Annotated in this window: 25 protein-coding genes and 9 pseudogenes; 16 read left to right on the top strand and 18 right to left on the bottom strand. The window is 67.6% G+C overall.

Annotated features, from left to right (window positions below; genetic code table 11):
• Positions 1-18 precede the first annotated feature (18 nt).
• The 3 genes from ACZ4WS_RS46270 to ACZ4WS_RS46260 all read left to right on the top strand — a co-directional run bounded on the left by ACZ4WS_RS46270 (position 19) and on the right by ACZ4WS_RS46260 (position 826).
• Positions 19-186 carry a hypothetical protein gene (locus tag ACZ4WS_RS46270; protein ID WP_467990011.1) on the top strand — a complete coding sequence of 56 codons (168 nt, stop codon included), beginning with the start codon at positions 19-21 and terminating at the stop codon, positions 184-186.
• Between the two features lie 209 nt (positions 187-395).
• The gene (locus ACZ4WS_RS46265) at positions 396-617 is read left to right on the top strand and encodes a hypothetical protein (protein ID WP_467990009.1); all 222 of its coding nucleotides are present in this window, start codon (positions 396-398) and stop codon (positions 615-617) included.
• Positions 614-826: a hypothetical protein gene (locus tag ACZ4WS_RS46260; RefSeq protein WP_467990007.1), complete on the top strand. Its 213-nt coding sequence runs from the start codon at positions 614-616 to the stop codon at positions 824-826. Before ACZ4WS_RS46265 ends, ACZ4WS_RS46260 begins: the two co-directional genes overlap by 4 nt.
• Before the next feature lie 81 nt (positions 827-907).
• Here the strand turns inward: ACZ4WS_RS46260 and ACZ4WS_RS46255 are convergent, their stop codons facing one another.
• A complete protein-coding gene (locus ACZ4WS_RS46255; RefSeq protein WP_467990005.1) occupies positions 908-1,270 on the bottom strand; it encodes a hypothetical protein in 363 nt (120 codons plus the stop codon).
• Positions 1,271-1,564: 294 nt separating this feature from the next.
• Between ACZ4WS_RS46255 and ACZ4WS_RS46250 the strand changes: the two genes are divergently transcribed.
• Positions 1,565-1,918 carry a hypothetical protein gene (locus tag ACZ4WS_RS46250; protein ID WP_467990003.1) on the top strand — a complete coding sequence of 118 codons (354 nt, stop codon included), beginning with the start codon at positions 1,565-1,567 and terminating at the stop codon, positions 1,916-1,918.
• Positions 1,919-2,112: 194 nt separating this feature from the next.
• Positions 2,113-2,274, top strand: a complete 162-nt coding sequence (locus ACZ4WS_RS46245; RefSeq protein WP_467990002.1) for a hypothetical protein — start codon at positions 2,113-2,115, stop codon at positions 2,272-2,274.
• 150 nt (positions 2,275-2,424) lie between these two features.
• Here the strand turns inward: ACZ4WS_RS46245 and ACZ4WS_RS46240 are convergent.
• Positions 2,425-3,002 (bottom strand): annotated as a pseudogene (locus tag ACZ4WS_RS46240) (IS110 family transposase); the annotation flags it as partial.
• 110 nt (positions 3,003-3,112) lie between these two features.
• Between ACZ4WS_RS46240 and ACZ4WS_RS46235 the strand changes: the two are divergent.
• The 3 genes from ACZ4WS_RS46235 (at position 3,113) to ACZ4WS_RS46225 (ending at position 4,425) form a co-directional block, all read left to right on the top strand.
• Positions 3,113-3,436, top strand: a complete 324-nt coding sequence (locus ACZ4WS_RS46235; protein WP_467990000.1) for an isochorismatase family protein — start codon at positions 3,113-3,115, stop codon at positions 3,434-3,436.
• Positions 3,437-3,551: 115 nt separating this feature from the next.
• Positions 3,552-3,731 (top strand): hypothetical protein, encoded by a 180-nt coding sequence (locus ACZ4WS_RS46230; protein WP_467989998.1) that lies wholly within the window; start codon positions 3,552-3,554, stop codon positions 3,729-3,731.
• Positions 3,732-4,221: 490 nt separating this feature from the next.
• A complete protein-coding gene (locus ACZ4WS_RS46225) occupies positions 4,222-4,425 on the top strand; it encodes an SDR family NAD(P)-dependent oxidoreductase (protein ID WP_467989996.1) in 204 nt (67 codons plus the stop codon).
• Positions 4,426-4,699: 274 nt separating this feature from the next.
• Here ACZ4WS_RS46225 and ACZ4WS_RS46220 read toward each other — a convergent pair whose 3' ends face one another.
• Positions 4,700-5,605, bottom strand: coding sequence for an NAD-dependent epimerase/dehydratase family protein (locus ACZ4WS_RS46220; protein WP_467989994.1), 906 nt, complete (start codon positions 5,603-5,605; stop codon positions 4,700-4,702).
• Between the two features lie 34 nt (positions 5,606-5,639).
• On the bottom strand, positions 5,640-6,518 hold the full coding sequence (locus tag ACZ4WS_RS46215) for an alpha/beta fold hydrolase (protein ID WP_467989992.1): 879 nt from the start codon (positions 6,516-6,518) through the stop codon (positions 5,640-5,642).
• 72 nt (positions 6,519-6,590) lie between these two features.
• Between ACZ4WS_RS46215 and ACZ4WS_RS46210 the strand changes: the two genes are divergently transcribed.
• Positions 6,591-7,064: a MarR family winged helix-turn-helix transcriptional regulator gene (locus ACZ4WS_RS46210; protein ID WP_467989990.1), complete on the top strand. Its 474-nt coding sequence runs from the start codon at positions 6,591-6,593 to the stop codon at positions 7,062-7,064.
• Positions 7,065-7,487: 423 nt separating this feature from the next.
• On the opposite strand, the gene ACZ4WS_RS46205 is transcribed toward ACZ4WS_RS46210, so the two are convergent.
• On the bottom strand, positions 7,488-7,637 hold the full coding sequence (locus ACZ4WS_RS46205) for a hypothetical protein (protein ID WP_467989988.1): 150 nt from the start codon (positions 7,635-7,637) through the stop codon (positions 7,488-7,490).
• Positions 7,638-7,730: 93 nt separating this feature from the next.
• Between ACZ4WS_RS46205 and ACZ4WS_RS46200 the strand changes: the two are divergent.
• Positions 7,731-8,090: pseudogene (locus ACZ4WS_RS46200) on the top strand (NF041680 family putative transposase); the annotation flags it as partial.
• 95 nt (positions 8,091-8,185) lie between these two features.
• On the opposite strand, the gene ACZ4WS_RS46195 reads toward ACZ4WS_RS46200, so the two are convergent.
• Positions 8,186-9,487: a phospholipase D-like domain-containing protein gene (locus tag ACZ4WS_RS46195; protein ID WP_467989986.1), complete on the bottom strand. Its 1,302-nt coding sequence runs from the start codon at positions 9,485-9,487 to the stop codon at positions 8,186-8,188.
• 203 nt (positions 9,488-9,690) lie between these two features.
• On the opposite strand from ACZ4WS_RS46195, the pseudogene ACZ4WS_RS46190 reads away from it, so the two are divergent.
• Positions 9,691-10,036: pseudogene (locus ACZ4WS_RS46190) on the top strand (transposase); the annotation flags it as partial.
• A 237-nt stretch (positions 10,037-10,273) separates the two neighbouring features.
• Here the strand turns inward: ACZ4WS_RS46190 and ACZ4WS_RS46185 are convergent.
• Positions 10,274-10,507 (bottom strand): hypothetical protein, encoded by a 234-nt coding sequence (locus ACZ4WS_RS46185; RefSeq protein WP_467989984.1) that lies wholly within the window; start codon positions 10,505-10,507, stop codon positions 10,274-10,276.
• On the opposite strand from ACZ4WS_RS46185, the pseudogene ACZ4WS_RS46180 reads away from it, so the two are divergent.
• Positions 10,409-10,693, top strand: a pseudogene (locus ACZ4WS_RS46180) (IS110 family transposase); the annotation flags it as partial. The gene ACZ4WS_RS46185 and the pseudogene ACZ4WS_RS46180 overlap by 99 nt on opposite strands.
• A pseudogene (locus tag ACZ4WS_RS46175) lies at positions 10,693-10,860 on the top strand (IS5/IS1182 family transposase); the annotation flags it as partial. The pseudogenes ACZ4WS_RS46180 and ACZ4WS_RS46175, both read left to right, overlap by 1 nt.
• Before the next feature lie 76 nt (positions 10,861-10,936).
• Here the strand turns inward: ACZ4WS_RS46175 and ACZ4WS_RS46170 are convergent.
• The 10 genes and pseudogenes from ACZ4WS_RS46170 to ACZ4WS_RS46125 all read right to left on the bottom strand — a co-directional run bounded on the left by ACZ4WS_RS46170 (position 10,937) and on the right by ACZ4WS_RS46125 (position 19,826).
• The gene (locus ACZ4WS_RS46170; RefSeq protein WP_467989982.1) at positions 10,937-11,683 is read right to left on the bottom strand and encodes a phosphotransferase family protein; all 747 of its coding nucleotides are present in this window, start codon (positions 11,681-11,683) and stop codon (positions 10,937-10,939) included.
• A 591-nt stretch (positions 11,684-12,274) separates the two neighbouring features.
• Positions 12,275-12,472: pseudogene (locus ACZ4WS_RS46165) on the bottom strand (transposase); the annotation flags it as partial.
• A 794-nt stretch (positions 12,473-13,266) separates the two neighbouring features.
• Complete coding sequence (locus ACZ4WS_RS46160) at positions 13,267-14,379, bottom strand: ABC transporter substrate-binding protein (RefSeq protein WP_467989980.1); 1,113 nt, start codon at positions 14,377-14,379, stop codon at positions 13,267-13,269.
• A gap of 204 nt (positions 14,380-14,583) precedes the next feature.
• A complete protein-coding gene (locus ACZ4WS_RS46155; protein WP_467989978.1) occupies positions 14,584-15,153 on the bottom strand; it encodes a maleylpyruvate isomerase N-terminal domain-containing protein in 570 nt (189 codons plus the stop codon).
• A 48-nt stretch (positions 15,154-15,201) separates the two neighbouring features.
• Positions 15,202-16,323, bottom strand: a complete 1,122-nt coding sequence (locus ACZ4WS_RS46150) for an IS630 family transposase (RefSeq protein ID WP_467989976.1) — start codon at positions 16,321-16,323, stop codon at positions 15,202-15,204.
• Positions 16,324-16,550: 227 nt separating this feature from the next.
• Complete coding sequence (locus ACZ4WS_RS46145) at positions 16,551-17,099, bottom strand: hypothetical protein (RefSeq protein ID WP_467989974.1); 549 nt, start codon at positions 17,097-17,099, stop codon at positions 16,551-16,553.
• Positions 17,100-17,197: 98 nt separating this feature from the next.
• Complete coding sequence (locus ACZ4WS_RS46140; protein WP_467989972.1) at positions 17,198-18,031, bottom strand: transposase family protein; 834 nt, start codon at positions 18,029-18,031, stop codon at positions 17,198-17,200.
• A gap of 31 nt (positions 18,032-18,062) precedes the next feature.
• Positions 18,063-18,548: a hypothetical protein gene (locus ACZ4WS_RS46135; RefSeq protein WP_467989971.1), complete on the bottom strand. Its 486-nt coding sequence runs from the start codon at positions 18,546-18,548 to the stop codon at positions 18,063-18,065.
• Between the two features lie 308 nt (positions 18,549-18,856).
• Positions 18,857-19,021, bottom strand: a pseudogene (locus tag ACZ4WS_RS46130) (transposase); the annotation flags it as partial.
• A 295-nt stretch (positions 19,022-19,316) separates the two neighbouring features.
• Positions 19,317-19,826 carry an allene oxide cyclase barrel-like domain-containing protein gene (locus ACZ4WS_RS46125; protein ID WP_467989969.1) on the bottom strand — a complete coding sequence of 170 codons (510 nt, stop codon included), beginning with the start codon at positions 19,824-19,826 and terminating at the stop codon, positions 19,317-19,319.
• Between the two features lie 574 nt (positions 19,827-20,400).
• On the opposite strand from ACZ4WS_RS46125, the pseudogene ACZ4WS_RS46120 reads away from it, so the two are divergent.
• Positions 20,401-20,701 (top strand): annotated as a pseudogene (locus ACZ4WS_RS46120) (transposase); the annotation flags it as partial.
• Positions 20,690-20,788: pseudogene (locus ACZ4WS_RS46115) on the top strand (IS5 family transposase); the annotation flags it as partial. The pseudogenes ACZ4WS_RS46120 and ACZ4WS_RS46115, both read left to right, overlap by 12 nt.
• 75 nt (positions 20,789-20,863) lie before the next feature.
• Here ACZ4WS_RS46115 and ACZ4WS_RS46110 read toward each other — a convergent pair.
• Positions 20,864-22,111, bottom strand: coding sequence for an MFS transporter (locus tag ACZ4WS_RS46110; RefSeq protein ID WP_467989967.1), 1,248 nt, complete (start codon positions 22,109-22,111; stop codon positions 20,864-20,866).
• A 93-nt stretch (positions 22,112-22,204) separates the two neighbouring features.
• On the opposite strand from ACZ4WS_RS46110, the gene ACZ4WS_RS46105 reads away from it, so the two are divergent.
• On the top strand, positions 22,205-22,756 hold the full coding sequence (locus ACZ4WS_RS46105; RefSeq protein WP_467989965.1) for a TetR/AcrR family transcriptional regulator: 552 nt from the start codon (positions 22,205-22,207) through the stop codon (positions 22,754-22,756).
• Positions 22,757-22,917: the final 161 nt, after the last annotated feature.

Here is a 22,917-nt window from a genome sequence, read left to right as displayed (position 1 = left end):
CTTGGCGAAGACGTGGGCGTGGGCGATGCGGTCCATGGAGGCGAAGAGGGTCTCAACGACGCGTTCGGCGACGTCCCGCTCAGCGGGGAGACCGAAGCGCCGGGCAGTCTCGGTCAGGAGTGGGGCGCCTTGCTGGACGGCGCCGAGGTGCGCATCTGCTCGCCGGTCCGCACCTCGTCCACCTGAACTCCCTTTGATTCACGTCCTGTTCGGGCCTGGGCCTGGAATCGCCATTCCAGACGATAGCGGGCATGGAGGAGGGGCTGGCTGGTCGACCAGGTGAAGATGCTGACCCCGTCCTCCTCCCGTCGGCTGGGCGCGGTGCGCAGCGGAGATGCCTCGGCGGTCATAGACGTCTCGGTTCGCCCTGGCCGGACGGGCCCACGAAGTAGGTCATGCGCCCGACGGCACGCCACGGCAGCGATTCCTTCGCACGATCACCCGAGGACGGCTCGGCCAGCGCAACCCCCTGGGCCGTGATCACCTTGGACACGCCCTGGCAAGACACACCCTCGACGGAGCGGCCCGGTTGGCGTGAGCGGGCCGCCAACCTCGGCGACGAGACCGCATTCGCGGTCGACTACATCGTCCGCGACCGCTGCGGCGCGGGTGGGTGAAGCAGCCCTACACTCTGCCGCAGTACAAGCGATGCGGCCTGGCGAGCGCAGGGCTCGCCGTCCTCCGTGCCGAGCACCCCGGCTTGTCCTGGTACGCCCTCGGCGGGCACTTCGCCGACTCGCGCGACTTCTGGAATACGGCGGGCGTTGGCGTACCCGGTGGCTACCAGCAGGGCCCGACCTGCGCGCACGTCGACAAGATCGGGTGAAGCGCGGTGCCTGTGTCCGCGCGCTGCTGGACTCGGCACGCCGACGCGGACGTGGTGATGGGAGTCCGTGCGCACGTCGGGTCAGACCACGGGAAGTTGACCGAGCGGCCGCCCCGTGTCGGCCTGTGACGCGAGGAGAGCGGCCACCTTGGTATCGCTCGTGAAGGACGTTCCCTGCCAGGTGGGAGGGACCGGTGCGGGCTCCAGCTGGATTTCGGAGCCGAATGATCGGGCCGCGTCGAAGAGCGTCTGCAGCGTATGCACGTTCGTCAGATCGAGCGCGCCGATGAAGGTGCTCCACGTCTGGGTGGTGGGGTCGTACGAGGACACCAGGCGCAGCACAGCCAACTGCTCCTGCCAGCGGGAGTCGTCAGCGCGCGCCGCTTGGATCGTGACGTGGAGCAGCCAGCGGTCGCCGTGCTTCGGGGTCGGTAAGGAGGTCATACCTCGACCGTAGAGCGAGCCCCTGACAACGGGCAGCGGGGACCCTATAGGGCCCTATTCAGCATGCGGTGACGGCCACACGGCGCTTCTTCCACATCATCCGCAATATGCCATCCCCTGCGAACATTTGAGTAAGTGCCCGAATAGGCGACCATATTTGGGCTATAGCGGACAGGGTGTAACGCGGCCGCGCTTGCAAGACGCTGAAGCAGGAAGAAGTAGGTTGCTGACCGAGGCTGAATCTCAGCGCCTGGGCAACCTGTCGACAGAACAACGCCTCAGATCGGAATTCTTGTGAGCAACATCGACCCGGTTTCCGGATACCAGACGTACGACCAGTCCTCGGGGCCCGAACGGTCCATGCGCAGCCAGGCCCCCGCTCGGCGGGCAGCCCTGGTGATCTGCACGATCGCCGACGTCGCGGCCGGATTCCTGGGCCTGTGGATCCTGCTCTTCCTGCTCGACGCCAACCAAGCGAATACATTCGTCGAGTTCGTGCGCGGAACGGCGGATTGGCTGAGCGGGTGGGCACAGGATATTTTCACGATGGACACAGAGAGTCTACGTGTTGCCCTTAATTATGGTCTCCCGGCTGTTGTGTATTTGGCGATTGGTCATGGGATTGCTGCCCGGCTCAACCGGGCCTGACGGCATTACAGGCACTCACCGAGACCCGGCCGCACACGTGTGGCCAGCACCTTCGTACCGTTTCACGGAAATGGGTGCAGCCTGACGCCAGTGAGCGCGCGGAATCCATCGCCGGGGCGTGGGTGCCGCGCCTCGCCCAGGCTCAGTCAGGTGGGAAGAGGCATGACAGCGGAAGGACCGGCACTGTGACACGCATGCCCACCGAAAACGATCATCTGCCGATCTATGAAGACTTGGTACGCGAACGCGGTGATGCCGTAGCGGAAGCCCGGACGGCGGCGGAACGCACCCAGCACCAGGCGGCGGAACTGCTGATGAGACAGGACGCGGGCCACTCGGACCTGCTAGCGGGATAACAGCGTCAGACGTCCGGGGCTGCGGCTGACGGCCGAGGAGTTCGGCCAAGCACTGGCGGGTCGCGGCTCCTTGGCACTGGTGGTCCGGTTGCGTCATTGGAAGTGGTGTACGGGTTGGACCTGATCCGGGGGTCTGCTCCGCGCGCGCATCGCGGCCCGAGAGGGGGTCGGTGCGGTCTTGAGGAGTTGGCGGGCCCGGGGCGGCACAGACCGTTCGTCCAGGTGGCGAAGGCTTCCAAAGCGGCCGGGTAGTACTCACGCAGCAGGGAGCGGAGCTGGTTGGAAATCTGCTGGCGATTCCAGAGAGCGTCCTGTTGGGCGCGAGCCAGAACGGCGATGGCGCGGCCGAGGCCACCGTCGTCTGGCAGGGGGCGGTGGGCGTGCACGTCTGTGCGCAGGATGTTCGCCAGGACGAGCGCGTCGCCGGGGTCGGACTTCTTGCGCGAGACGGAGTGGCGGTCGCGGTAGCGGGCCGCGGCCATCGGATTGATCGCGAACACGTGCCGCTTCCCTGTCCGCAGCACCGTGACCAGCAGGCCGCGGGAGGTCTCGATCGCCACCGGGATCGGATCCTCCTCGGTGTCGCCGTCTTCGGCGAGCAGCTCCAGCAGCAACTTGTAGCCGGTTGCGTCGTCAGTGATGTGCCGTTTGGCCAGTAACGTGCCGGTGTTGTCGACCAGGGCGACGTCGTGGGTGCGTTCGGCCCAGTCGATTCCGCAGTAAATCAAGGTGTCCCTCCCCGATGCGCTGGTGTTTGCGCTGGTCACGAGCGCATGCGAGCGACCTAATCCCAGAGCTCGACCTCAAGAGGGTCGGGTCGACACCTCACTAGCCGTTCGTGGCACCAGCGCACCCCACGGGCATCTTCGCGGGAGTGTCGCTGGAGGTCTGCGCGGCCCTGCCCGCTTACGCGGCCACGGCCTCCGGGTACGACGCGTATGTGGCCGTGGACGCGTCGGGCACCTTCAGCCAGGACAAGCGGGAGGCGGGCCTGCTGCGCATGCAACAGTCCGGAGTCATCGTCAGCGACTACGCCACGCTCATTGTGGAAGCTCTCGCCGACAACGCGGACCCCGCGGCCGATGCGGTCTATGCCGCCCTGGACATGCCGTTCGCCGTCCTGGTCGGCCAGATCTCCGCCGCCCGCCAGCACCGCGCCTAGTCCACGGACAGTTCTTCGGACGAAGAGGCCGCCCTGCGGCCCGCGGGCCCGCCGCCACGGCCGCGTGTGGAGCCGGTCCGCGTCCGGCGGCGGGTCAGCACGTCGTGGAGTCGGCATGCACCATCGAACTGGACGGTGGTGGCTGATGCGCTCGCGCCGCCTGGTGCGCGATGTCGAGACGCTGCCCGCCATGCACGAGGCGATGGTGCTGTGGTCGATGACCATGCTCATGAGCAGCCGCCCGGCCGGACCCCGCCCGGGCGCCTTCAGCGGACCGGTGTCGCCAGCGCGGTGAACACCCCGGGCCGCGCCTGGAGGGCCCACCCCCGCTCCACCAGTCGTTTCACCTTGGACCGCGAGGCCCTGCCCTCATACGCCGACACCCGATCAGGACCCCTGTTCGACCAGACAAGCGTGTTGATCGGTAAGCGGATGGCTTCTGAGTACGGGACAGTGCCCGCTGAGCTTTGACGAGCCTGTCCTCGGATTGGCGTACGTACTGAGGGTTGGCGACGAACGCCGTGGCCGGGTCAGCGGATTCGAGGGTGACCGCACGCACGCCGTGACCGACCTCGGACGGTCCGGCGCCTCCCGCGAGGACCACGGCCGTTCAGGACACCCCCTGAACTTATGGCGGCCCCAACAATCGCCGATGACGAGAACGGAATCCCGCAGTGGAAGGGGTGCTTTCCCCGTATGTCAGCTCGCGGTCGAGCCGGCGGGCAGCGGACACGGCACCGCCACACGGCCGCGATCCTCACCTTTCCGACACGGAGGACAACCTCATGGGTTCGCTTGATCTGACCGGACGCGTGGCCCTGGTGACCGGAGCGACCAGCGGCATCGGCGCCGCCACCGCGGCACTACTGGCCCAGTGGGGAGCGCACGTACTGGTCGCCGGCCGCGACAGCTCCCGCGGCGAGTCCGTGGTGCGGAGGATCGGACCCTACCTGTCGTCAAACCCTGTCAGCAATCACCATCGGATCTGATTGGATCCGCGCCGCCGACAGACCCCGAAAAGTCCGGGTTCATTGGACGCGCGCCGCGCCTGTCGTCATTCGTTCGTTTGACGACAGGCGGCCAGTAGCTCGATCCCGCGCAGAACCCGGCCAGCCGACACGTCAGCGGGGATGCTCGTTCGGGTCGTTCTCGGGTCAGGCGGGGTGGCTCTGGGCCCAGGCTCGGTACGCGAGGTCCGTGCGGCGGGAGAGACGGGGACCGGAGTGCGGGGCGCTGAACGCGTTACCCGCACCCGGCGGCGTGTCATGCGGCGGGCCGGGCGGCCTTCCAGGCGCGGTAGTGGCGGGTGGGGTCGTCGGTGAAGGAGGTGTGGCGGGGGGTCCAGCCCAGGAGGCGGTGGGCCTTGGCGCTGGTGACGAGTTCGTCCTGGTCGGCGGCCATCTGCATCATGCCGCCTGCCTCGGCGCTCTCCAGGGCGATCTCGCCGGTGTAGCCGGCGGCTCGTACGGCGGTGCGCTGCATGTCCAGGGCAGCCAGCCGCTGGTCGTCGGCGATGACGAAGGTCTCCCCGTCGACGGCGGCGGGGTTGTCGAGGATGCGGACGTAGGCGTCGGCGAGGTCGTCGACGTGGACCCAGCTCCAGCGCTTGGCGGTGTCGCCGTAGAAGACGGCGCTGCCCGCCTCGGCGGCGGCGAACCACTGGCCCGTCATGGAGGTGCTCGCGGGGCCTCCGTACATGAACCCGGGACGGACCACGGTATGGGCGAGGCCGGAGGCGGCCAGCTCCTTCTCCAGCGCGAAGCGGAAGCCGATGGGGCTCTCGGGGTTTCCGGGGGTGTTCTCGTCCATGAGAGGCAGGCCGGTGCGGCCGTAGGAGGAGATACCGGTGGTGAACACCAGGTGGCGGCGGCGGCCGTCCCGCTCCTGGGCGGCGAGCAGCTCGGCGAACAGGCGCTGGTCACCGCCCACGGGGTCGCTCATGTCCATCAGCAGGTGGACGACCGCGTCGGTGCCGTCGAGGTGTCCGCGCCAGGTGTCCGGCTTGGCGAAGTCGCCCTCGACCGGGGTGACTTCGTCCGCGGTGAGAGCGCGGGCCGCGGGGGCGGAGGTGTCGCGCGACAGGCCCAGGACGGTGTGCCCGGCGCGGGCCAGAGCGGCTGAGACACGGCGGCCGGCGTAGCCGGTGGCGCCGATGACGAGGATCTGCATGAGGAGTGCTCCGTGTGCTGTGTCGTGCCGCGGGTCAGGCGGCGGGGGTGGTGGTGAAGAACCGGGCGAGCCGGTCGGCCGTCCAGGCCGGGTTGTCGGCCGCGAAAGTGTGCGCAGCCCCGGGGACGGTGTCGCAGCGCACGTCGGCCGCGGCTGCGCGGGCGCCGTCCAGCAGGACGTTCTGGGGCAGGCCGTGCTCACCGTTCAGGACGAGGACGGGCATGGCCAGGCGGCCGCCGGCGCGGGCCGCCTGGCCGTCCTGGACGAGGGTGGCGTAGTGCTCGAAGCCGCCGCGCATCGCGTCGTGGCGGGTGTGGGTGCGCAGCAGGTCGGCGCGGTCGGGGGCGGTGATGCCGCCGCCGGTCATCATCGACCAGAAGCCGGACAGGTACTGCTCCTCCTTGCCGGCGGTGAGCATGGCGGCCAGGTCGCTCTGGGCGTGGAAGCCGAAGTGCCACGAGCCGCCGGTGGCGGGGTTCATGTGCTCCTCCAGGCCGTAGCCGGGCAGGAACGCCTCGCTGAGCACCAGCCGGACCACGTCGTCGGGACGGCTCTGGGCCCAGGCGTGAGCGGTCATCGCGCCGACGTCGGTGCCGACCACGAAAGCCCGGTCGTGGCCCAGGTGCCTCAGCAGGCGGTGGAGGTCCTCGGCCTCCTCGCGCTTGGTCCAGTGGCCGGCCGGGATCTGTGAGTCGCCGGATCCTCGCAGGTCGGGCGCGATGACCGTGAAGCCTCGTGCTGCGAGCAAGGGCATCAGCGCCCGCCACTCGATCCAGCTGAACGGCCAGCCGTGCACGAGGACGACGGCGGGCCCGGACCCGCCGGCCACGTAGTGGAGTTGGACGCCATCGACACCGCCGACATCGGCGACAGCGTGCTCGAATCCGTCCGGTGCGGGTGCTCGGGGAGACATACAACCACCTCATGCTTAATTAGTTAAGCAAGTATCATACCGCTTGCTTAACTAGTCAAATACAGTGGTTGCATGGAGCCCACCGCCGCTGACACCACTCCCACCATTGATCCACTGACTGCCGATGAGCTTCTGCTGTGGCAGAGCCTGGGACGTCTTGTCCACTCCCTGCCCCGCGCGCTGGAGCAGGACATGGCCCGCACCGGCGTGACCATGACCGAGTTCGCCGTCCTGCTGCTGCTGAGCGAGGCGCCCGACCGCCGTATGCGCATGTCCGCGCTAGCGGCGGCCTCCGGCGTCACTCCCCCGCGCATCACGCGCATCATCGAAGGCCTGTCCCGCCACGACATGGTGCGCAAGGAACGCCACGGCCTGGACGCACGCGGCAGCGAAGCCGTCCTCACCGATACCGGACTGCAAGCCATGCACGCAGCTCAGCCCGCTCATCTCGCCAGCGCCCGGCGCCGGGTCCTCAACCACATCCCGGCCGATCTCCTGCCGGGCATCGCCGAAACACTGGCCAAACTCGCCGAGGGCCGGCACTGACAGCAGCCCTCCGGCCTCCCCCGGCAGCCGCGCCATACCGACGGTCGACGACAGTGCCGATTTCAGACCCTCCGCCGGATCGAGCTGCGAGCCTTGCGGGAGCGGACCGTGACCGCCGCGTAGATGGCCATTTGGATCCCTGCTGCTGACGGAATGGCTGGTGGTCGAGCTGTGCGCCTGCTTCCTCCAACGGCTGGGCAACCAGGACGAGATGGAGCGGTGGCTGCACGTCTTCGGCGATCAGGTGTGCCGGGGCGGACCTCGTCCCGCATTCATCTGGACGTGGACTCGAAGGGTCAAGCACGCACAGCGACCGCCGGTCCACGGTTTCGCCAAGCGCCGGGAGGCCGGCGCGGCTGCGTCACCGAGCGGCGGTCGCTGTGCCTATCGGGGATCTGGGGAGCGCGGCGCGAAGCAGGTGGGTCAGATGAAGAAGGCGTTCATTCCCGGGACGTCGGAGGCGAAGGTCTCGACCTCGGCGATGCGCCCGTCGCGCAGGCGGCAGACCGCGGCGAGGTGCTCGTCGAGGACGAGCTCACCACGGCGTGCGGTGTTGTGCTGGGACAGGACCATGTTCTCTCGGCTTGTCAGGATGTGCAGCAGTTCGAAACGGACGCCGTATCCGGCGACCTTCTGGAGTTGGGCGATGACGGCGTTGCGCCGGCGAAGCAGACGCTGGGCTGGACCCGCCCGAAGATCCGTACCCCCGAGGCGGCAGACCGCCGGACCTGGCTGGTCATCACCGCCCACACCGAACTGCGGCTCGGCCGCCCGCTCGTGGAGGACCTCCGCCGCCCCTGGGAACGGCCCGCTTGGCCCGGCCGGCTCACCCCGGCCCGGGTCCGCCGAGGGTTCCGGAACCTCCGCCCCGCCCTGAGCTGCCCCGCGCGTGCGCCGAAACCCACACGGTCAGGACCCGGAAGGCCCCTCGGCTCCAAGATCCGACGGCCCGCCACCCGCTACGACGTGGGCAAAACCGTCAGACGCCCCGAGACGATCACCGAACGCGACCAGGCCAGACCATAAAGAACAAGCTGAGAGCCTGGTCCTGAAGCTTGATGCCAGACAGTTGAGCCGCTGACTGCTCGCCGCGAACTGATGATGACGGGCGCCGTCGGTCGTCAACCGCCGCAGGCAGAGCGGATCTTGTAAAACGTGCTCAGGTACCTCGAGTGGTAGGACGCGCTGGCGATCCGTACGAGCGCCTCATCGGCTGAGCGTAGCGACGACCCGGTCAGATTGGCACTGCCCGTGTAGACACGCGGTGTGGTGTCGCCGTTGAAGCCGCCGTCAATCAGGATCTGTTTGCTGTGCGGGCGGACGTCGATTCCCGGGCCGTTCGCAATGCGGCACCTACGGTGCTGGATGCCGGCGGCGTTCAGCTTGGCGGTGATGGTGCTGTCGCTCTCGGCGTAGATGATGTCGATCCAGCAGCCCCTGCCGCGCAGCTGAGCCAGCTTGTCGGCGACCTGGCGGCGCGAGCCGAAGAAGCTGTGCATCACGATGCGGATGTCGGTCTGGTGCCGTCCGCCGTCCGTGCCGGTGTAGCCGCAGCTGATCTCGTTGAGCACGTCAACGACGGTGTCGGTGGCCGGGTTGTAGTACGAGGTGTCACCGCGGGGGAAGAAGTAGCCGCGGTAGGTCGAGCCGGTCGGTGTGGAGAAGTATGCGTGGTTGTTGCCTCCCGCGAGGGTGCGCCCGTGGCGGAGCTCCTCGTGATATGAGGCGTACCCGTCGTACACAGCGGCGTCCGCGAAGGTGACGGCGTCGTTGAAAGACTCGACCTTGTACCAGTCGGAGAGGTTTGAGGAGGTCTGGAAGACGACTTTCGAGTAGCTAGTACCGTCGTCGAAGGGCCCGATCTTCGAGAAGATGAAGAACTTGTTGTGGTTGTAGGCCGGTGCGGGTGGGGCAACGCTCAAGCAGCCGCGCTGGACGTCGTCGACGCCGTCGGGGTCCTCGAACCTGTCGTCGCAGACGACGATCCAGGAGGGGGCGGCGTCATTGGTTCCGAGCCCAGCCTTGAGGGTCTGGTAGGGCGCGTTGGCGTACTCGGCGCCGTCAGCGCCCACGAAGGTCGAGTCGTCGACGATGAGCTTGACGTTGACGCCGCGCTGGTGGGCGGCGAGCAGCGCGTTGGCGACCTCTTGGTCGTTGAACTCGTACACCGAGCCGCGGATCTGCGCCCCGGCGGGCGTCGCGTCGATCAGCTGGACGAGCTGAGTGAAGATTGCCTTCTGCTGCACCGCCGTGCCCAGCGGGTCATTGAACACGGGCCCGTTGACGATCGGCTTGGCCAGTGCAGCGGCGGGTGTGGCGCTGCCGAGGAGGAGTGCGGCCACCAGGGACAAGACAGCGGCGGCGTTGGCCGGCAGCGTACGGAGGTGCCAGGCCAGATGCGGGCGCGCAGTCGAGCGGGGCAATTTTGGCTTTCCCGGAGGTGAGTGAAACCGGCAATTCGCGCACAAATCCCGTAGCCGGTCGGCGAGGGGCATGGTAGGGGCGGGCAGAAAGATCACGGATCCGAGCTTTCCTTGCCGCACTCAGGGGGTCTCTGACTGGCTGTCAAATTCATCCGGATGGCGCACAGCACGACGAGCACACCTCTTGAACGGCGTCGCGATCTCCACGGACTAATCCGCGGCGTCCAGGTCGTAAACGTCTGGATAGTCGCAAGGTGCTGTGCGGGATCCTGTTCGTGCTGTACACCGGGATCCGCTGGGAGTTTCTGCCCCAGGAGCTGGGCTTCGGCTCGGGGATGACCTGCTGGCGACGGCTGCGGGACTGGAACGAGGCCGGGGTCTGGCACCGCCTGCACGAGCTGCTGCTCTCCGAGCTGCGGGCCGCAGACTTGCTGGACTTCTCCCGCGCCGCGGTCGACTCCAGCCACATCCGCGCGATGAAGGGCGGGCCGGCCACCGGTCCGTCCCCGGTGGACCGGGGCAAGGCCGGGCAACAAGCACCACCTAATGGTGAGTTGTGGAGCTGGTGAAGCCTGAAGCACCACCGGGCTCAGAGCCCTTTGATCAGACGGGTTCACCAGCTCCGTGTCGTGGCGGCGGCGCGTATGCGATCGAGACGAGGATGTTCGCGGTCTGAGCCCCTCGCGAGGAACACCTCCCAGCTCACCAGGAGTCTTCGAGCTCCTGAAAGGACTGAGGACCTCGTGGGTAGCTGGGGTCACGAACGGCTAATCGGATGCTGGGCCATCAGAGCCCTTCCATTAGGGAGTCGCGTGCCTCCACCGCTGTGACCAGCAAGCGAGAGGTGCAATCGACGGGAAGGGCACGAGACAACCAATGAAGATCTTCTGCGGCATTGACTGGGCCGGCGACCACCACGACATTGCCCTCATCAATGCCGAGGGCACGCTGGTGGCCCGGGCCAGGATCAACGACGACGCCACCGGCCTCCAACAGCTGCTCGACCTCCTGGCCGAACACGGGGACACCCCCGAGACCCGCATACCAGCGGCCATTGAAACCACCCGAGGGCTACTGGTGACCTGCCTGCGAGCCACCGGGCGCCCCGTCTACGCGATCAACCCGATGGCAGCGTCCCGATACCGCGAACGCCACACCATCGCACGCAAGAAGTCAGACCACCTCGATGCAATGGTCCTCGCCAACTGGGCGTCTACCGCTGGGTCGTGGAAGGAGCGATCGCGCTGCTGCACTGGTTCCGCCGCCTGCGCATCCGCTGGGAGATCCGCGACGACATCCACCACGCGTTCGTCACCCTCGGCTGCGCCGTCATCTGCTGGCGACGACTGCGCACCGCACTTTGTCGAGAGTAAGGACAGGCGATGCGTCCCAGGGGATGGCCTGCTCGATGCGTCAGAACGCATTCGTAGCAGTCGGGCCCGCGCAGCCTCACATCCGGGATCTCAGCACGTCGACCTCACAGCCCGGCGCGAACGGGTCGAAGCCGTGCTCGACCAGCCAGCGAACCACCAGCAGGCTTCGCAACGACCACCACGCGTGGATCACGTCGAGGTCGATGTCGGTGCCATAGCCGGCGACGACGTCGTCGAGGTGCTCCTCGTGTCCGAGCGTGAAGGTGGCGAGGTCGTGCAGGGCATCACCCTGGCCCGCCTCGGACCAGTCGATGATGCCCGTGACCTCGTCGCCGTCGACGAAGACGTGCGCGATCTGCAGGTCGCCGTGCGTGAACGCCGGAGTCCACGGCCTGAGCGCGGCCTCGGCGACCTGGCGGTTGTGGGTGACCAGGTCAGCGGGCAGGAGGCCGTTCGTCACGAGCAACTCGCACTCGTCGTCGAGTTCCGCCGCCAGCGCGACGATGCTCCGGCCGGCCCGGCCGGGCCGGGGCGGCAGCGGCGCGTCGTGTAGCTTCCGGATGGCGGCGCCCGCCGCGGCCCACGCCGCCGACGAGCCGGTCGACGGCCCGCCGAGGCGCCCAAGCGTCGTCCCCGGGAGTGCGGCGATCGCGAGCACGGGCGGCTTGCGCCACAGGACCTCCGGGGTCGGGACCGGCGCGAGGGACATCGCCTCGACCTCGACGTCGATGCGCGCCTGATCGGCGTCCACCTTCAGGAACACGTCGCCGACGCGCAGGGTCGCGCGCTCGGAATGGGCGACAACGACTTTGACCTCATCCATGGGCGACCAGTATCCCGGGAATGATCGCCGACGTCGCCGGGTTTGTCGCGTGCGATTACGCGGCTGACTGCGTCCCGATACCCGGCGGCCTCGTGCGCGACACCGACCTCTGACCAGGTCAAGTCCGCCACTTTTGTTAGGAGTCCTAAGTAGCTGTTGTCTTTTCCGATCTTGACAGATGCGCGTCGAACGGGAGTCCCGATTGGGTGGTCGCGGGGCGCTGGGCGCATAGGGGCGGGGCCTCCTGAACAGCTCGTTGGTGTCGAATCACCGAGCAGCAGGAGGCCCCGGTGCCGCAGTGTTGATGGTGTCCCACCGAGTGGTGTAGCAGCGATCACCGCATAGCCCCTGGTCATGGGGCGCCCATCGCGCAACTCTCCGGGTAGCGAAGCTCGTTGAAGCGAGAGGTGACGCGATGACCTTGTCCCAGCATGACTTAGCCTCGCTGTTTCGGTTGGGGTTGCTGGGTAGTTGAGTGCGGCTGTTCGAGGCAGTGACAGTCGGTGGGCATGGTGAGGGCCCGGCGCGGTGGTCGGGTTCTCCGGGGTCCCTCGGGTCGTGGGCGGGCAGGATGGGCAGCGGCCAGTTGGCCGGGCGGGGTAGTGCGGCGAGGCGGTGAAAGGCTTTGGCCAGCTCGATTGTCCAGGGCCAGGTCGCTGAGATCCGTAAGTGAAGACGGCGGCCGCCACGGGTGAGGCGGGCGGCGACGTGCAGCAGCCGGTAGCGGAGTTTCTTGGGCTCGGCGGCGGCCAGTTCGCCGTCCAACAGCAGGCGAGTCCAGGCGAGCAGCGCGGCGCGCTGGCGGGGGCTCAACTCGCGTGGGCTGATGAGCGGCTGGGGGATCTTGGCCGGCGGTGAGCCATCGGCGCGCGAACGGCTCGCCGATGAGCGGGGCTTGTGTGCGCCAGGGGGGACTTCCGCGGACGCGGGCGGCGGGGCGGCCAGGTGGTGGCAGCGGGTGCGGTGGTGCCAGGCAAGACCGCAGTGCGGATGGTCAAGTGCCGGGATGGGGTGGGCCGCATCACGGGCCAGGACCTCCAGACGATGCCCGAAGGAGAGCTGGAACAGCAGGAAATGGTCGTTCGCGTGCTGCAGGCGGCGGAAGGCGAGCGCAGCGCACAGGATGGGGCGGGCGCGGGGCGGGATCGCGTAGATGACGCCGGCCGGCTCGTCGGGTGACCCGTGATCGGGGTGCCAGACATCGGGGACGGCCAGGCGCGTGCAACGCTCGTCGAGGCCGGACAGCTCGGTGGCGTGCAGGGCGTCCGGATGAGTTCCGGTGAACAACAGGGCGGCGATCGCGGCGAGTTGGGCGCGGTGGACTGTGCCCCGGCCTACGCGGTGGGCCACGTACGGGGTGATGGGGCAGGTGGTCAGACCCGGCCCACCGGCGCTTTCCACCGTAGTCTCGAGGAAGGACTTGTAGTCCGCGGGCAGGCGGGTTCCCAGCTGGCGCTCGACGGCCGCCCAGTTGATCTGCTCATTGAATCCGGTGTCGGTCGGCATGATCTGCGCCAGCGCCACGATTTGGGGATCAGCCTCAAGTTCGGACAGATCTGGGGCAGTCGGACCTCCGTACTCTCTCAGCTGGCGTGAAGGATCCGAAAGCGATCGGGTTCCGCCGGATCTCGATCCACGACTTGGATTGGCGTCCAAGCCCATTGCCAAACGCTGATGCCTGGCGTGCGGGAGAACCGGATCTGCCCGCGGGTGCCTTCGACTGCAACGCGCGGCCAGGATTCGGCAGTGCGCGCCCGGTCCGCGCCGTGAGAACGCAGCACATCGGCGAGGACGGCGACCGTGTCGTAGCCCTCGAAGGCGACGAAGGAGGGCGCTTCGGCCAGCCGCTCGCGGAGGGCCGTCTCGACTCGTGCACCGAGTGGGCTGAGGCGCTCGGGCAGGTAGCGCAAGAACGGGATCGCGGCGCTGTCGTCGCCCAGCAACGTCGCCCATTCGGCGAACTCCGGTTGCCCGGCCGGAGCACCAACCATGATCTCGGCGAGGCGCTGGTCGCGGCGGACAGACTTGACGATCGACACTGCCGGCTCCGGGTGGCCGACCAGAAGAAGGAGGGCTGTCGCGCGATTGTCGACGAGTTCGTCGCACACGGCCGTGGGGGCGAGCGCGCGCATGTCGAGTTCGATGACGGTGCCGCCGCGTGGAGCGAGGTAGTCCCGCAGAATGCGGGCCCCAGATGCCCAGTAGACACTCGGCTGGGCTGCTACGGCGATTCGGCTGTGGCCAGCGCCGAGGAGGAAGTCCGCGTAGACCTGCCAGCCGCGGGACTGCGGCGGGGCGAGGCGCGCGACCCATTCCGTTGGCTGTTCGGTGAGCGCGTCGAGAACCGCTGACGAGCAGAGGAACGGCAGGCCGAGGGCGTCGGCCCTGGCGGCAGCGGCGCGAGCGACGACGCTGTGATACTCCCCCGCCAAGGCAGCCACGCCCAGGCGAGCCAATTCATCTACGGCCGCCGCGGCCCTCTGTGGATCAGCTGCGGTGTCTCGGACCACCAGCTCGAGTGGTCTTCCGACGATCCCGCCGGCGTCATTGACTTCGCGAACCGCCAGCTCGAGTCCAGCGAGCAAGTGTTGGCCCGCCTCGACCCAGCCAGGCCGAGTTAGCGGAACGAGAGCGCCGATCTGGACGGATGATCCGTCAACCCGCTCCGCTCCAGGTGGCGATGGTGGCGTGCTCATGCGTTGGCGTCTCCCGTGTGACGATTCGGTTGCAGTTTGCCCGGATCTCAGAGTGAACGTCCCGGTCAGCCGGCAGAGGACGTTGATGTGGGGGACAAGGGCAATCACCTCGGCAAGTCAAGATCATCCGGACGTGCAGCCTACCCACGCACAAGCCCGCGATCTAGGTGCTCTGACCGCATAGGTTCACCGAATTGAGTGCGCTCAGTCGGGCCGTGCCGCCTTCCACGTCCACGACGTCCGGCGGGGCAGACCATCCAGGTCCCCTCGTCCGGTGCACCACAGCAGTACTGGGACGGGCTCGCCGGGCGGGGCATCGGGGAACAGTCGGTCGAGCACGGCCGCGCATAGCAATGCCGGCGGCAGCCAGTCCACGCCCAGTCCGCGGGTGATGTCGTGGGTGTGCAGCAGGATCTCGGCGACGCCCATCGCCGCGAACCCCGTCGGGTCGCAGGGGCCCCAGTGCCAGGCCCGCAGGGACGGGTCGGCGGTGACCAGCGCGCTGCCGAGCAGTCCGCCGCAGGCGGCGGCCACCTGCAGCGCCTCGGCAGGCGAGGCGGTGGGGCGCACGCGCAGATCGAAGAGGAGGTAGGCGTCGGCCGGGCGTGCGGCGAGCTGGCCTGCGTAGGCCAGCAGATCGTGGCCGATGTGTGCGGCCGTCTGCCGGCAGCTCCATTCCAGCGGGCCGGCCGGCACTGTCCAGTCCTCGCCCGTGCGAGGCCCCAGTACCTCCAGCATCTGCGCCACGGCGGCCTGAACGTCTTGGTGGTCCATGTGGTGCTCCTCGCAAGGCACGTTGTGGGGGCTGTGCTGTTCGTTCGTTCAGGCCGCGGCGGTGATGGGTCTGCCGCCCCAGCGGATACCTTTCTCGCTTCGGATCCGGGCGCGTTCGCGGCGTTGGGCGGCCAGCAGGTCGGGATGGCGGGCGTTCTTGTTGCGCCAGCGCAGGTAGGTGTGCAGGGCCCGGGTCTGGACGGTGTGGTTGCGGTGGTGGGAGTTGGCGACGGTGAACTGTCGCAATGGTCCGAAGTGGGCTTCGATCGGGTTGGCCCAGGAGGCGTAGGTCGGGGTGAAGCACAGCTCGACCCAGTTCTTCTTCGCCCAGCACCGGATCTGTTCGCCTTTGTGGGCGGAGAGGTTGTCCAGGATGACGTAGATCGGGGCGCCGTCCGGGCGGGCCGCGCGGATCGACTTCAGTGCGGCCAGGGTGTTCGCGGCGCCCTTCTTTCGGCGGTTGACGCCCCAGAGGGTGTCGTCGCCGATCGAGTAGCAGCCGTGGAAATAGCGCACTCCATGGGTGCGGTGGTAGGTCGCGGGGTGCCGTTCGGGGTGACCGGCCGGTGCCCAGGACGCGCCGGCGGTGGGGCGGATGCCGAGCGGCCCGAACTCGTCGAAGGCGAACACGCGGTCCGGGAAGCGGTCGAGGACGTGCTCGATGCGGTCGAGCTTGGTGTCGCGGTCCGGGTCGGGTGATTCTTTCCAGGTCTTGGTGCGCTGGAAGGTGATGCCGCGGCGGGCGAGCAGGCACCGTAACGCCTCGCGGCTGATCCGGATCATGTGGCCGGGGACACGGCGCAGGTAGGCGGCGAGTTTGCGGATGAACCAGCGAGTGAAGGGCTGGCCGACCTTGGTCGGGCGTGTGGTGGCCGTCGCCACGACGAAGTCCTCGTCGTCAGGACTGAGAAGGCGGGGACGGCCTCCCGCCCACCGAGGGTCCAGACAGGCCAGGCCGATCTCGTTGAACCGGTGGATCACGTCCCGGACGGTGTCCTCGTCGGCCTGCACCAGCTTCGCGATCACCGGGACCCGGTTCCCGCCGGCCGAGGCCAGCAGCATCATCGCGCGCCGGTACCGCACCGTACTGGTGCTTCCCCGGCGCACGATCTGCTGCAGCTTCTGACCCTCCTGGTCGGTCAACCTGCGCACACGGACAGGCTCAGCCACCACACCTCCAGCGATCGGATGGAACGTCACCGGACATCCAACCGCCAGAACCGCCAACCCGGCGAACCTATGTGGTCAGAGCACACGCCCGGCCCCCTCGTCGCGCGCAGCACAACCGGGTCCTGGCCGTCGACGTCACCTGCTGGCTGCGGCCCGATGCCTACAAGCACGGCCCCGACCATGTCGTGCATTGGTCCAACTGGCGCCGCCACCACCAACATCACGAACTACAGCTGCCGTGTCTGCCCAGGGTCTTTGCGTGATCGATTTCTGTCCGGTTCTGTCAGGTGAGGCCGAGGGCTGACAGCGGTCGGCGGTAGTCGCGGGCGGTTCGGCGGAGGGCGGCGGCGATGTTTGATTTCGCCGTTCTGGCGGTGAACGCTGACGGCGAGATTCCGCAAGGACGCCATGGTGTGGGGCAGTTGCCCCGTGCGGATCTTGGAGTCGTCCTCGCGGAACGTGCGGTCACGGACGTGGTGCAGGAGGTTCTCGATGCCCCAGTGGCCCCTGATCCAGGAGGCGAGTTGTGCGCCGGTCGCCTGGCCGGGCGTGAGGCTGGTGATCAGATAGACCCGCTCGATCGTCAGCTCGCCGGTGCTCCGGTCCTTTCTCCAGCGGACGATCTGGAGGGCCTGCGCCGCGTCGGGGTAGTCGAGGTGGTCGAACGCAGCGGCCTTCAGCCGGCGGATCTCGATGCGGTGGTGAACGTGGGTGCGGTCGTAGTGCTCCAACGGCATGTCCCGCCAGGGCAGTCGGCGGACGCGGTCATAGAACATCCGCCGTCTTGAAAACTGCTGGTCAGGGTCTCTTCCCTGACGTTCGTTCGGGGCGCTCCTGCTGGTCGTGCGCGGCTGTCTGCGCTGTACGTGGTTTGTCAGCGGTTCACTTCGAGGTTCGTCAGGACGAGCAGGGCGCGCAGGAGTTGGGTGGCGTGGGCGGGGTCGGTGCGGAGCTTGGTGATCGTCCGCCAGTTCTTCAGGTGAGCGAAGCCGTGTTCGACCGGGGCCCGTCCGGCTGCCAGGGCCCGGTTGGCTTCCTTCTGACCGTGGGTGAGTTTGCGGGCGCGGGTGGCCTTGAAGCCGGTGACGACCATGGGGTCGTCGGGGTCATCGTCCAGGCCGAGGAAGCCGAGGTCGGCCAGGGCGCCGAGGCCGGCGGCGCGGAGGTGGGTGATCAGGTGGTCGCGGCGGGCGGCGGTGATGTCGTGGGTGCGGCCGGGCCGGGCGGCCGAGATCCAGATCAGGCGGCCGCGTTCGTCGGTGAGGGCGAGGAAGTGCAGGCCGTGACGGTGGTGTTTCCCGGAATAGTTGGGGCGGTTCGCTGTTCCGGTGCGGCGCTGGGTGGGGACGAGGGTGCCGTCGACCAGGACGACCTCTCCGCCCCGCTTGGCGATCTTCTTCAGGGCGCGGTCCAGGCGTGGGGCCTGCGGAGCGAGCAGGGCGATCAGCTCGTCGCGCCAGCGGCGGACGGTGGTGGGCGAGATGTCGTTGCCACCGGCCATGTCGGCCAGGCGCTGGTCGTGCCGGAGCACGGCCAGGACGATCACGGCGATCTTGCCGGGCGTCCGGGTTCGCCACCTGGAACCTATCGATTTCAGGTGGCCTCTGAGCAGGTCGGCGAGGTGGTTGATGGTCCGCGTGGACAGCGACAGACGGCACTGGTAAACAAGGGAAACGGTGTCCCCGGCGTGTTCTTTGTTTTTGCTCACACAACTTCAACGGCCGCCGGGGACATCGTGGTTACGGCCCCGCCGCCGTGGCTCGGAGGGTCACGGCCGGATGGTGAACTTCCCGTCGGGCCGTTTGTGCAGCCAGCCGCGGTCGGCCAGTTTCCTCAGCTTCCCGCGCAGCGGCTCCAGCTTGCCCCGCACCCCGGTGTCCAGGCCGAGCTCCCTCGCCGACCTGACGGACCGAGACCGGCCCGCCGGCCGTCCGCACGGCGGTGAGGATGCGCTGGTACTCCGGCGGCAGCGCCGTCTCCTCCACACCCGCCTCACGGTCCGGGATCATCCACACCGTCCGGCCGCCCACCTGCGCAGATACCGGCACGGTCACAGCAAGCTCCTCGGTGATCTGCTCGCTCATCCGCTCAAGGACCCGTATCGCGACGGCCAGTTCGTCGCGCTCGGCCCGTACTTCCTCCAACTGCTTGGCCAGCTGTTCTTCGAGTCCGTCCAGCTCTGCGCGTCGCGCGGCGATCCGCTCCAGCAGCTCGGGGTCCGTCATGCCCGGATCGTAGGAGCCCTATCGGCCACGGCGGGCAGAAACCGGCGAAACCGCCCCGACAGACGATCTACAGCGCAGACTGCCGCCCACGACCAGCACGAGCACCCCGAACGAACGCCACGCCAGCACCACTGATCAGCGACTTTCAGGATGGCGCTACTTCACTGTATGACGGCAACGATTCGTGCATCGTGATGCAGGACATCGAGGGCAACGAGTTCTGTCTCGACTGAGCATCCTTCGAGACGGCGAGGTGGGAGCCGTCTTCCTTGGGCCTCTCTTAAAGGTGGTCTCGTGTGAGGCGGGAGTTATCCTGTGAGGGCGAGGTTGTGTAGTCGGGCGATGCCGAGCATCGCGGTGTGAATACCGTCGCCCTTCAGACGGCAGTCGCGAAGGATCTTCCAGGGCTTCATCCGCGCGAAGACGTGCTCGACGCGGGCCCGGACCTTGCGGTGGGAGGTGTTGCGCTCCTCTCCGCCCTCGACGTCGTCGACGACGTCGACGACGAGCATGAGGAACACGCCCCCGCCGCATCCACCGCACATGGAAGGAGCGATCTTCACCGGACCGTCGGCACCGTCCCGGAGAAGCGCCGCGAGCTCCGCCGAGAGACCCTCGCCAACCTGATCATCAGCATGCACAGGCACATCGTTCCAGACGGTCGAACCAGCCCTCGTGCAGCTTGACCAAAGTCATAGGGGCACCCCCCGGGCGGGCGGCGGCTTCTCAAGCTCCGAAGCCTCCGCCCGCTCACGACGTTCCCCGACGTCAGCGGGAGAGGAGGTGGATCGTCAGATCGGCCTGCGATTCTCTGACGACCACGTGGATGTAGCCACGGGCCTCCCGGTATTCACCAGTGCCTCCGGTGATCGCTTGGTCGTACTCGAAGGTGCCACTGGCGGGAAATTCGTCGAGTCCCTGAGCGGTGATCTGGCCCTTGGGCAGCGAAAGGGTGACTTCGCACTGTTCCTCGCCCGAATCGTCCGGTTCGAAGCGGAGGAGTGTGCAGACGCGGCCGTCGTGACCGACGTTGACGCCATCATGGGCGAGGTCGTCGATGCAAACAGACTCGTCACCTGGCTCATCCTTGCCGTCGTTGTCCTGGTCGATGAAGGTGCATTCTCCTCTGATGGTTGCGACCAGCCTGATGATCTTCTCGCCCGTTCCGGTCTGGGAGTCGGCGGGTGTCGAAGCGGCAGCCGTAGCGATCGAGCCACAGGTGAGGACGGTGGCCAGACCGGCGACCGCACCCAGTCTCAGGGCCTTGAAGCGGCGCATATGTCTCCTTGAGGTTTTCACATACCTTTAGTGACTATTTGTCACTTATCCGGTATTTACGTGATATGCGCTCCAGGCGGCCACGGCGCGCCGGGTACCACGAAAAGTCCCGCCCGATCAGAGGACTGTGACCTGTTGGATCAGGCCCGCAGACCCTTGAGTGCCGGTGTCTGAACCGACTCGTCGGGTTCGGTGGCTGTGACGTTGTTCAGCGGCTCCGGCATGTTGGCTTCAAGCGGCACAGTTGGTGGGTCGCCCGGGCGCATTGAGGGGTGGTGACGGGGCGAAGTGGCCCCACCTCGGCTCTTGCGGTGAGACGGTTCCTGTGGGTTCCGGCAGGGGCGTTGCTGTGGATGTCTTTGCCCAAGCAGGAGCTGTTCGACCGGATCCGGCGGGACAGCTGGCAGCGGCAGCTGTCGATCCGGTTGCGTCCTGAGAAGTGGTGCACGGGTTCGACCTCGATCCGGGGGTTTGCTCCGGCTTCTGGATGGTTCCCGCAGAGATGAACGGCCTCCGGCTGATCTTCGAGATGTCGAGTCACGAAGGAGATCAGCACGATGACCGCACCTGACAATGCAACGCCGAATACGGCCAGTTCAGCGACGAGCGGGTCAGCCACCGCAACGGCTACCGCCCGCGCGAGTGGGACACCAGAGCCGGCGCCGTCGAACTCGCCATCCCCAAACTGCGGCAGGGCAGTTGCTTCCCGCACTGGCTCCTCGAACGCCACCGGCGGGCCGGCCCTCATCTCGGTGGTCGCCACCGCCTACCTGCTGGGTGTTTCCACCCGGCGGGTCGAGAAGCTCGCCGAGTCCCTCGGCGTCACCCAGCTGTCGAAGTCCCAGGTCTCCGCGATGGCCCGGCACCTGGACGAATCCGAAGCCATGGTCCACCTCGCGATGATCAACCTCATGACCTGCCGCCTCACCGGCGAATCCACTCCGACATGGCGCGGGGCGTGAACTGCACTTAACTCTGCAATACGGGATAAAATACAGGGCTGAAACGCCCTCTCAGCGACCTGCGCGATTTCCGGGTCAGCGGCGCGTGTTGACGCGGTACTGCGCGAGAAGCCCCAGGGTTGCGGCGACGAGGATGGCAACCCCGTAGCCGAGGACGGTGCCCAGCAGACCGACCGGAGCGATCAGGAGTCCTGCGATGATCGCCGGCACTCCGAAGCTCAGGTAGGCCACCAGGTAGATGGACGCGAAGAGTCCTGCCCTCTGGTGGGGCTGCACGAGCGGGGCGATGGTGCGGATGGCACCGGAGAACGAGGCGCCGAAGCCCACGCCGCCGATGATGCCTCCCACCCACAGAAGCGAGAGCATTCCAGCGGCGACACCGGCCTCGATCACTGCGGTTCCCAGCAGCACACCCGCACCGCCGACGAAGATGGTGCGGCGTGGCGTCAGGCGGCCGAGGAAGAGGCCGGCCACGGCGGCTGCCGCGGGCTCGATGAAAGCCGTCGCACCGTTCAGGAGACCACTGTGCAGGCCCAGCAGGTCCCGGATGATGGTGGGAACGAGCCCCATGAAGAGGCCGCCCAGCATCCATGCGGCCACGTGAACGGGAATACTCGCCAGGAACTCCCGATGTGCGGCCCGGGGGACGGAGACGCGGGGAATCAGGGCGCGTGCCGCGCCGGGACGTCTGGAGACGGTTTCTGCGGAGAAGGCGGCGACAGCCGTGCCGACGACCATGATCACCGCGAGGGCCGAGAACACGATCACAGTCGCATGGCTGCTGAACTGGACCGCTGCGCCGGTCAGCAGGGCTCCCAGACCCAGTCCGCCCGCCGGAGCGATGCTGGTGATGATGGTGCCCAGCTTCTTGTGGCGTTCTGGGGCGTGTTCCACGACCGAGGCCGAGAAAGCGCTCGTGGCTGCACCGGTGGCGATGCCCTGGATGGTGCGGGCTGCGATGACCCAGCCGATGTCCGGAGCGAAGACGAACATGAGCATCGCCCCGAACTCCACCACGAGCGACCCGATCAGGACAGGCCGGCGTCCGATGTAGTCGGACAGCGATCCGGCGACCAGCAGAGCCGCCAGCAGGCCGAGCGCGTAGGCAGCGAAGGCGACCGTCAGCACCCAGGCGGGGAAGTGCCACTGCTGTTCGAAGACGACCAGCAGCGGTGTGGGCGCGCCTGCGGCCACATAGAGCGCTGCGAAGACGGCAGCCGACCCGGCGAACGCTACGGATGAAGGAAGCAGCCTGCGGGCCCGGCCTGACTCAGAGGCCGCGGCGCCATGACTGCGGTCATGCCTTGATTCGATGCGCAACACTTCACAGCCTCCTAAAGCAAAAATTTGTGCGTTAGCTTCAGATTAGGCCTAGGGGAAACTTAATGCCAAACTGCGTGCGTTAAAGTAGGGTGCATGGTTGCAGAATCGTCCCCGCGGCGGCGTACCGGCGGTCGCAGCGCCGTGGTGCTGATGTCCATCAGGAAGGCCGTCGAGGAACTGATCGCCGAACGGGGCAGCGATGCCGTCACCATCCCCTTGGTCGCGGAGCGTGCGGGAGTGAATCACTCGAGCATCTACCGACGGTGGGGTGACGCGCGGACCATGATCAACGACCTGGCGACCTACCGGCTCGACCCGGACCGCGGCCTGCCCGACACCGGAGACGTGCGTGCCGATCTGACCGCATGGGCACAGGAGCTGATCAGCCATTACAGCGTCCCGGTGAACGCCGCCCTCCTGCGGGGCGGGGCCGCCGCAGCGGGTGAGAGCGAGTCGGACTGCCTGCGCGACCGGCGGGCAGAAGCAGCCGGCTTCGCCGCCCGGCCCGGCAGCACCTTCAGTGGCGACGAGGTCATCGACCGGGTAGTGGCCCCGATCATCTACCGGGTCATCTTCCTGCCCTGGACGCTGGCAGAGGTGGATGTGCGCACGTACGTCGACAAACTCTGCAACCAGTCCGCCTGACCTCCACCGCTCACAAAGTGGGTACCGGTCGCAGTCTTCACCCCCACCCGCAGCTGACCTCAGCGATCCTCGGGGAAGTCGTCGCCGTACATCGGCAGACCGCTCAGGGATTGCTCCCGGGATGCCTCGTCCTCGATCACGTCCCAGTGCTCCGCCAGGAT

Source organism: Streptomyces sp. NPDC029292, from assembly GCF_055569295.1.
Note: the sequence above shows the minus strand (reverse complement) of the source record. Positions and strands in the feature narration are given on the sequence as shown.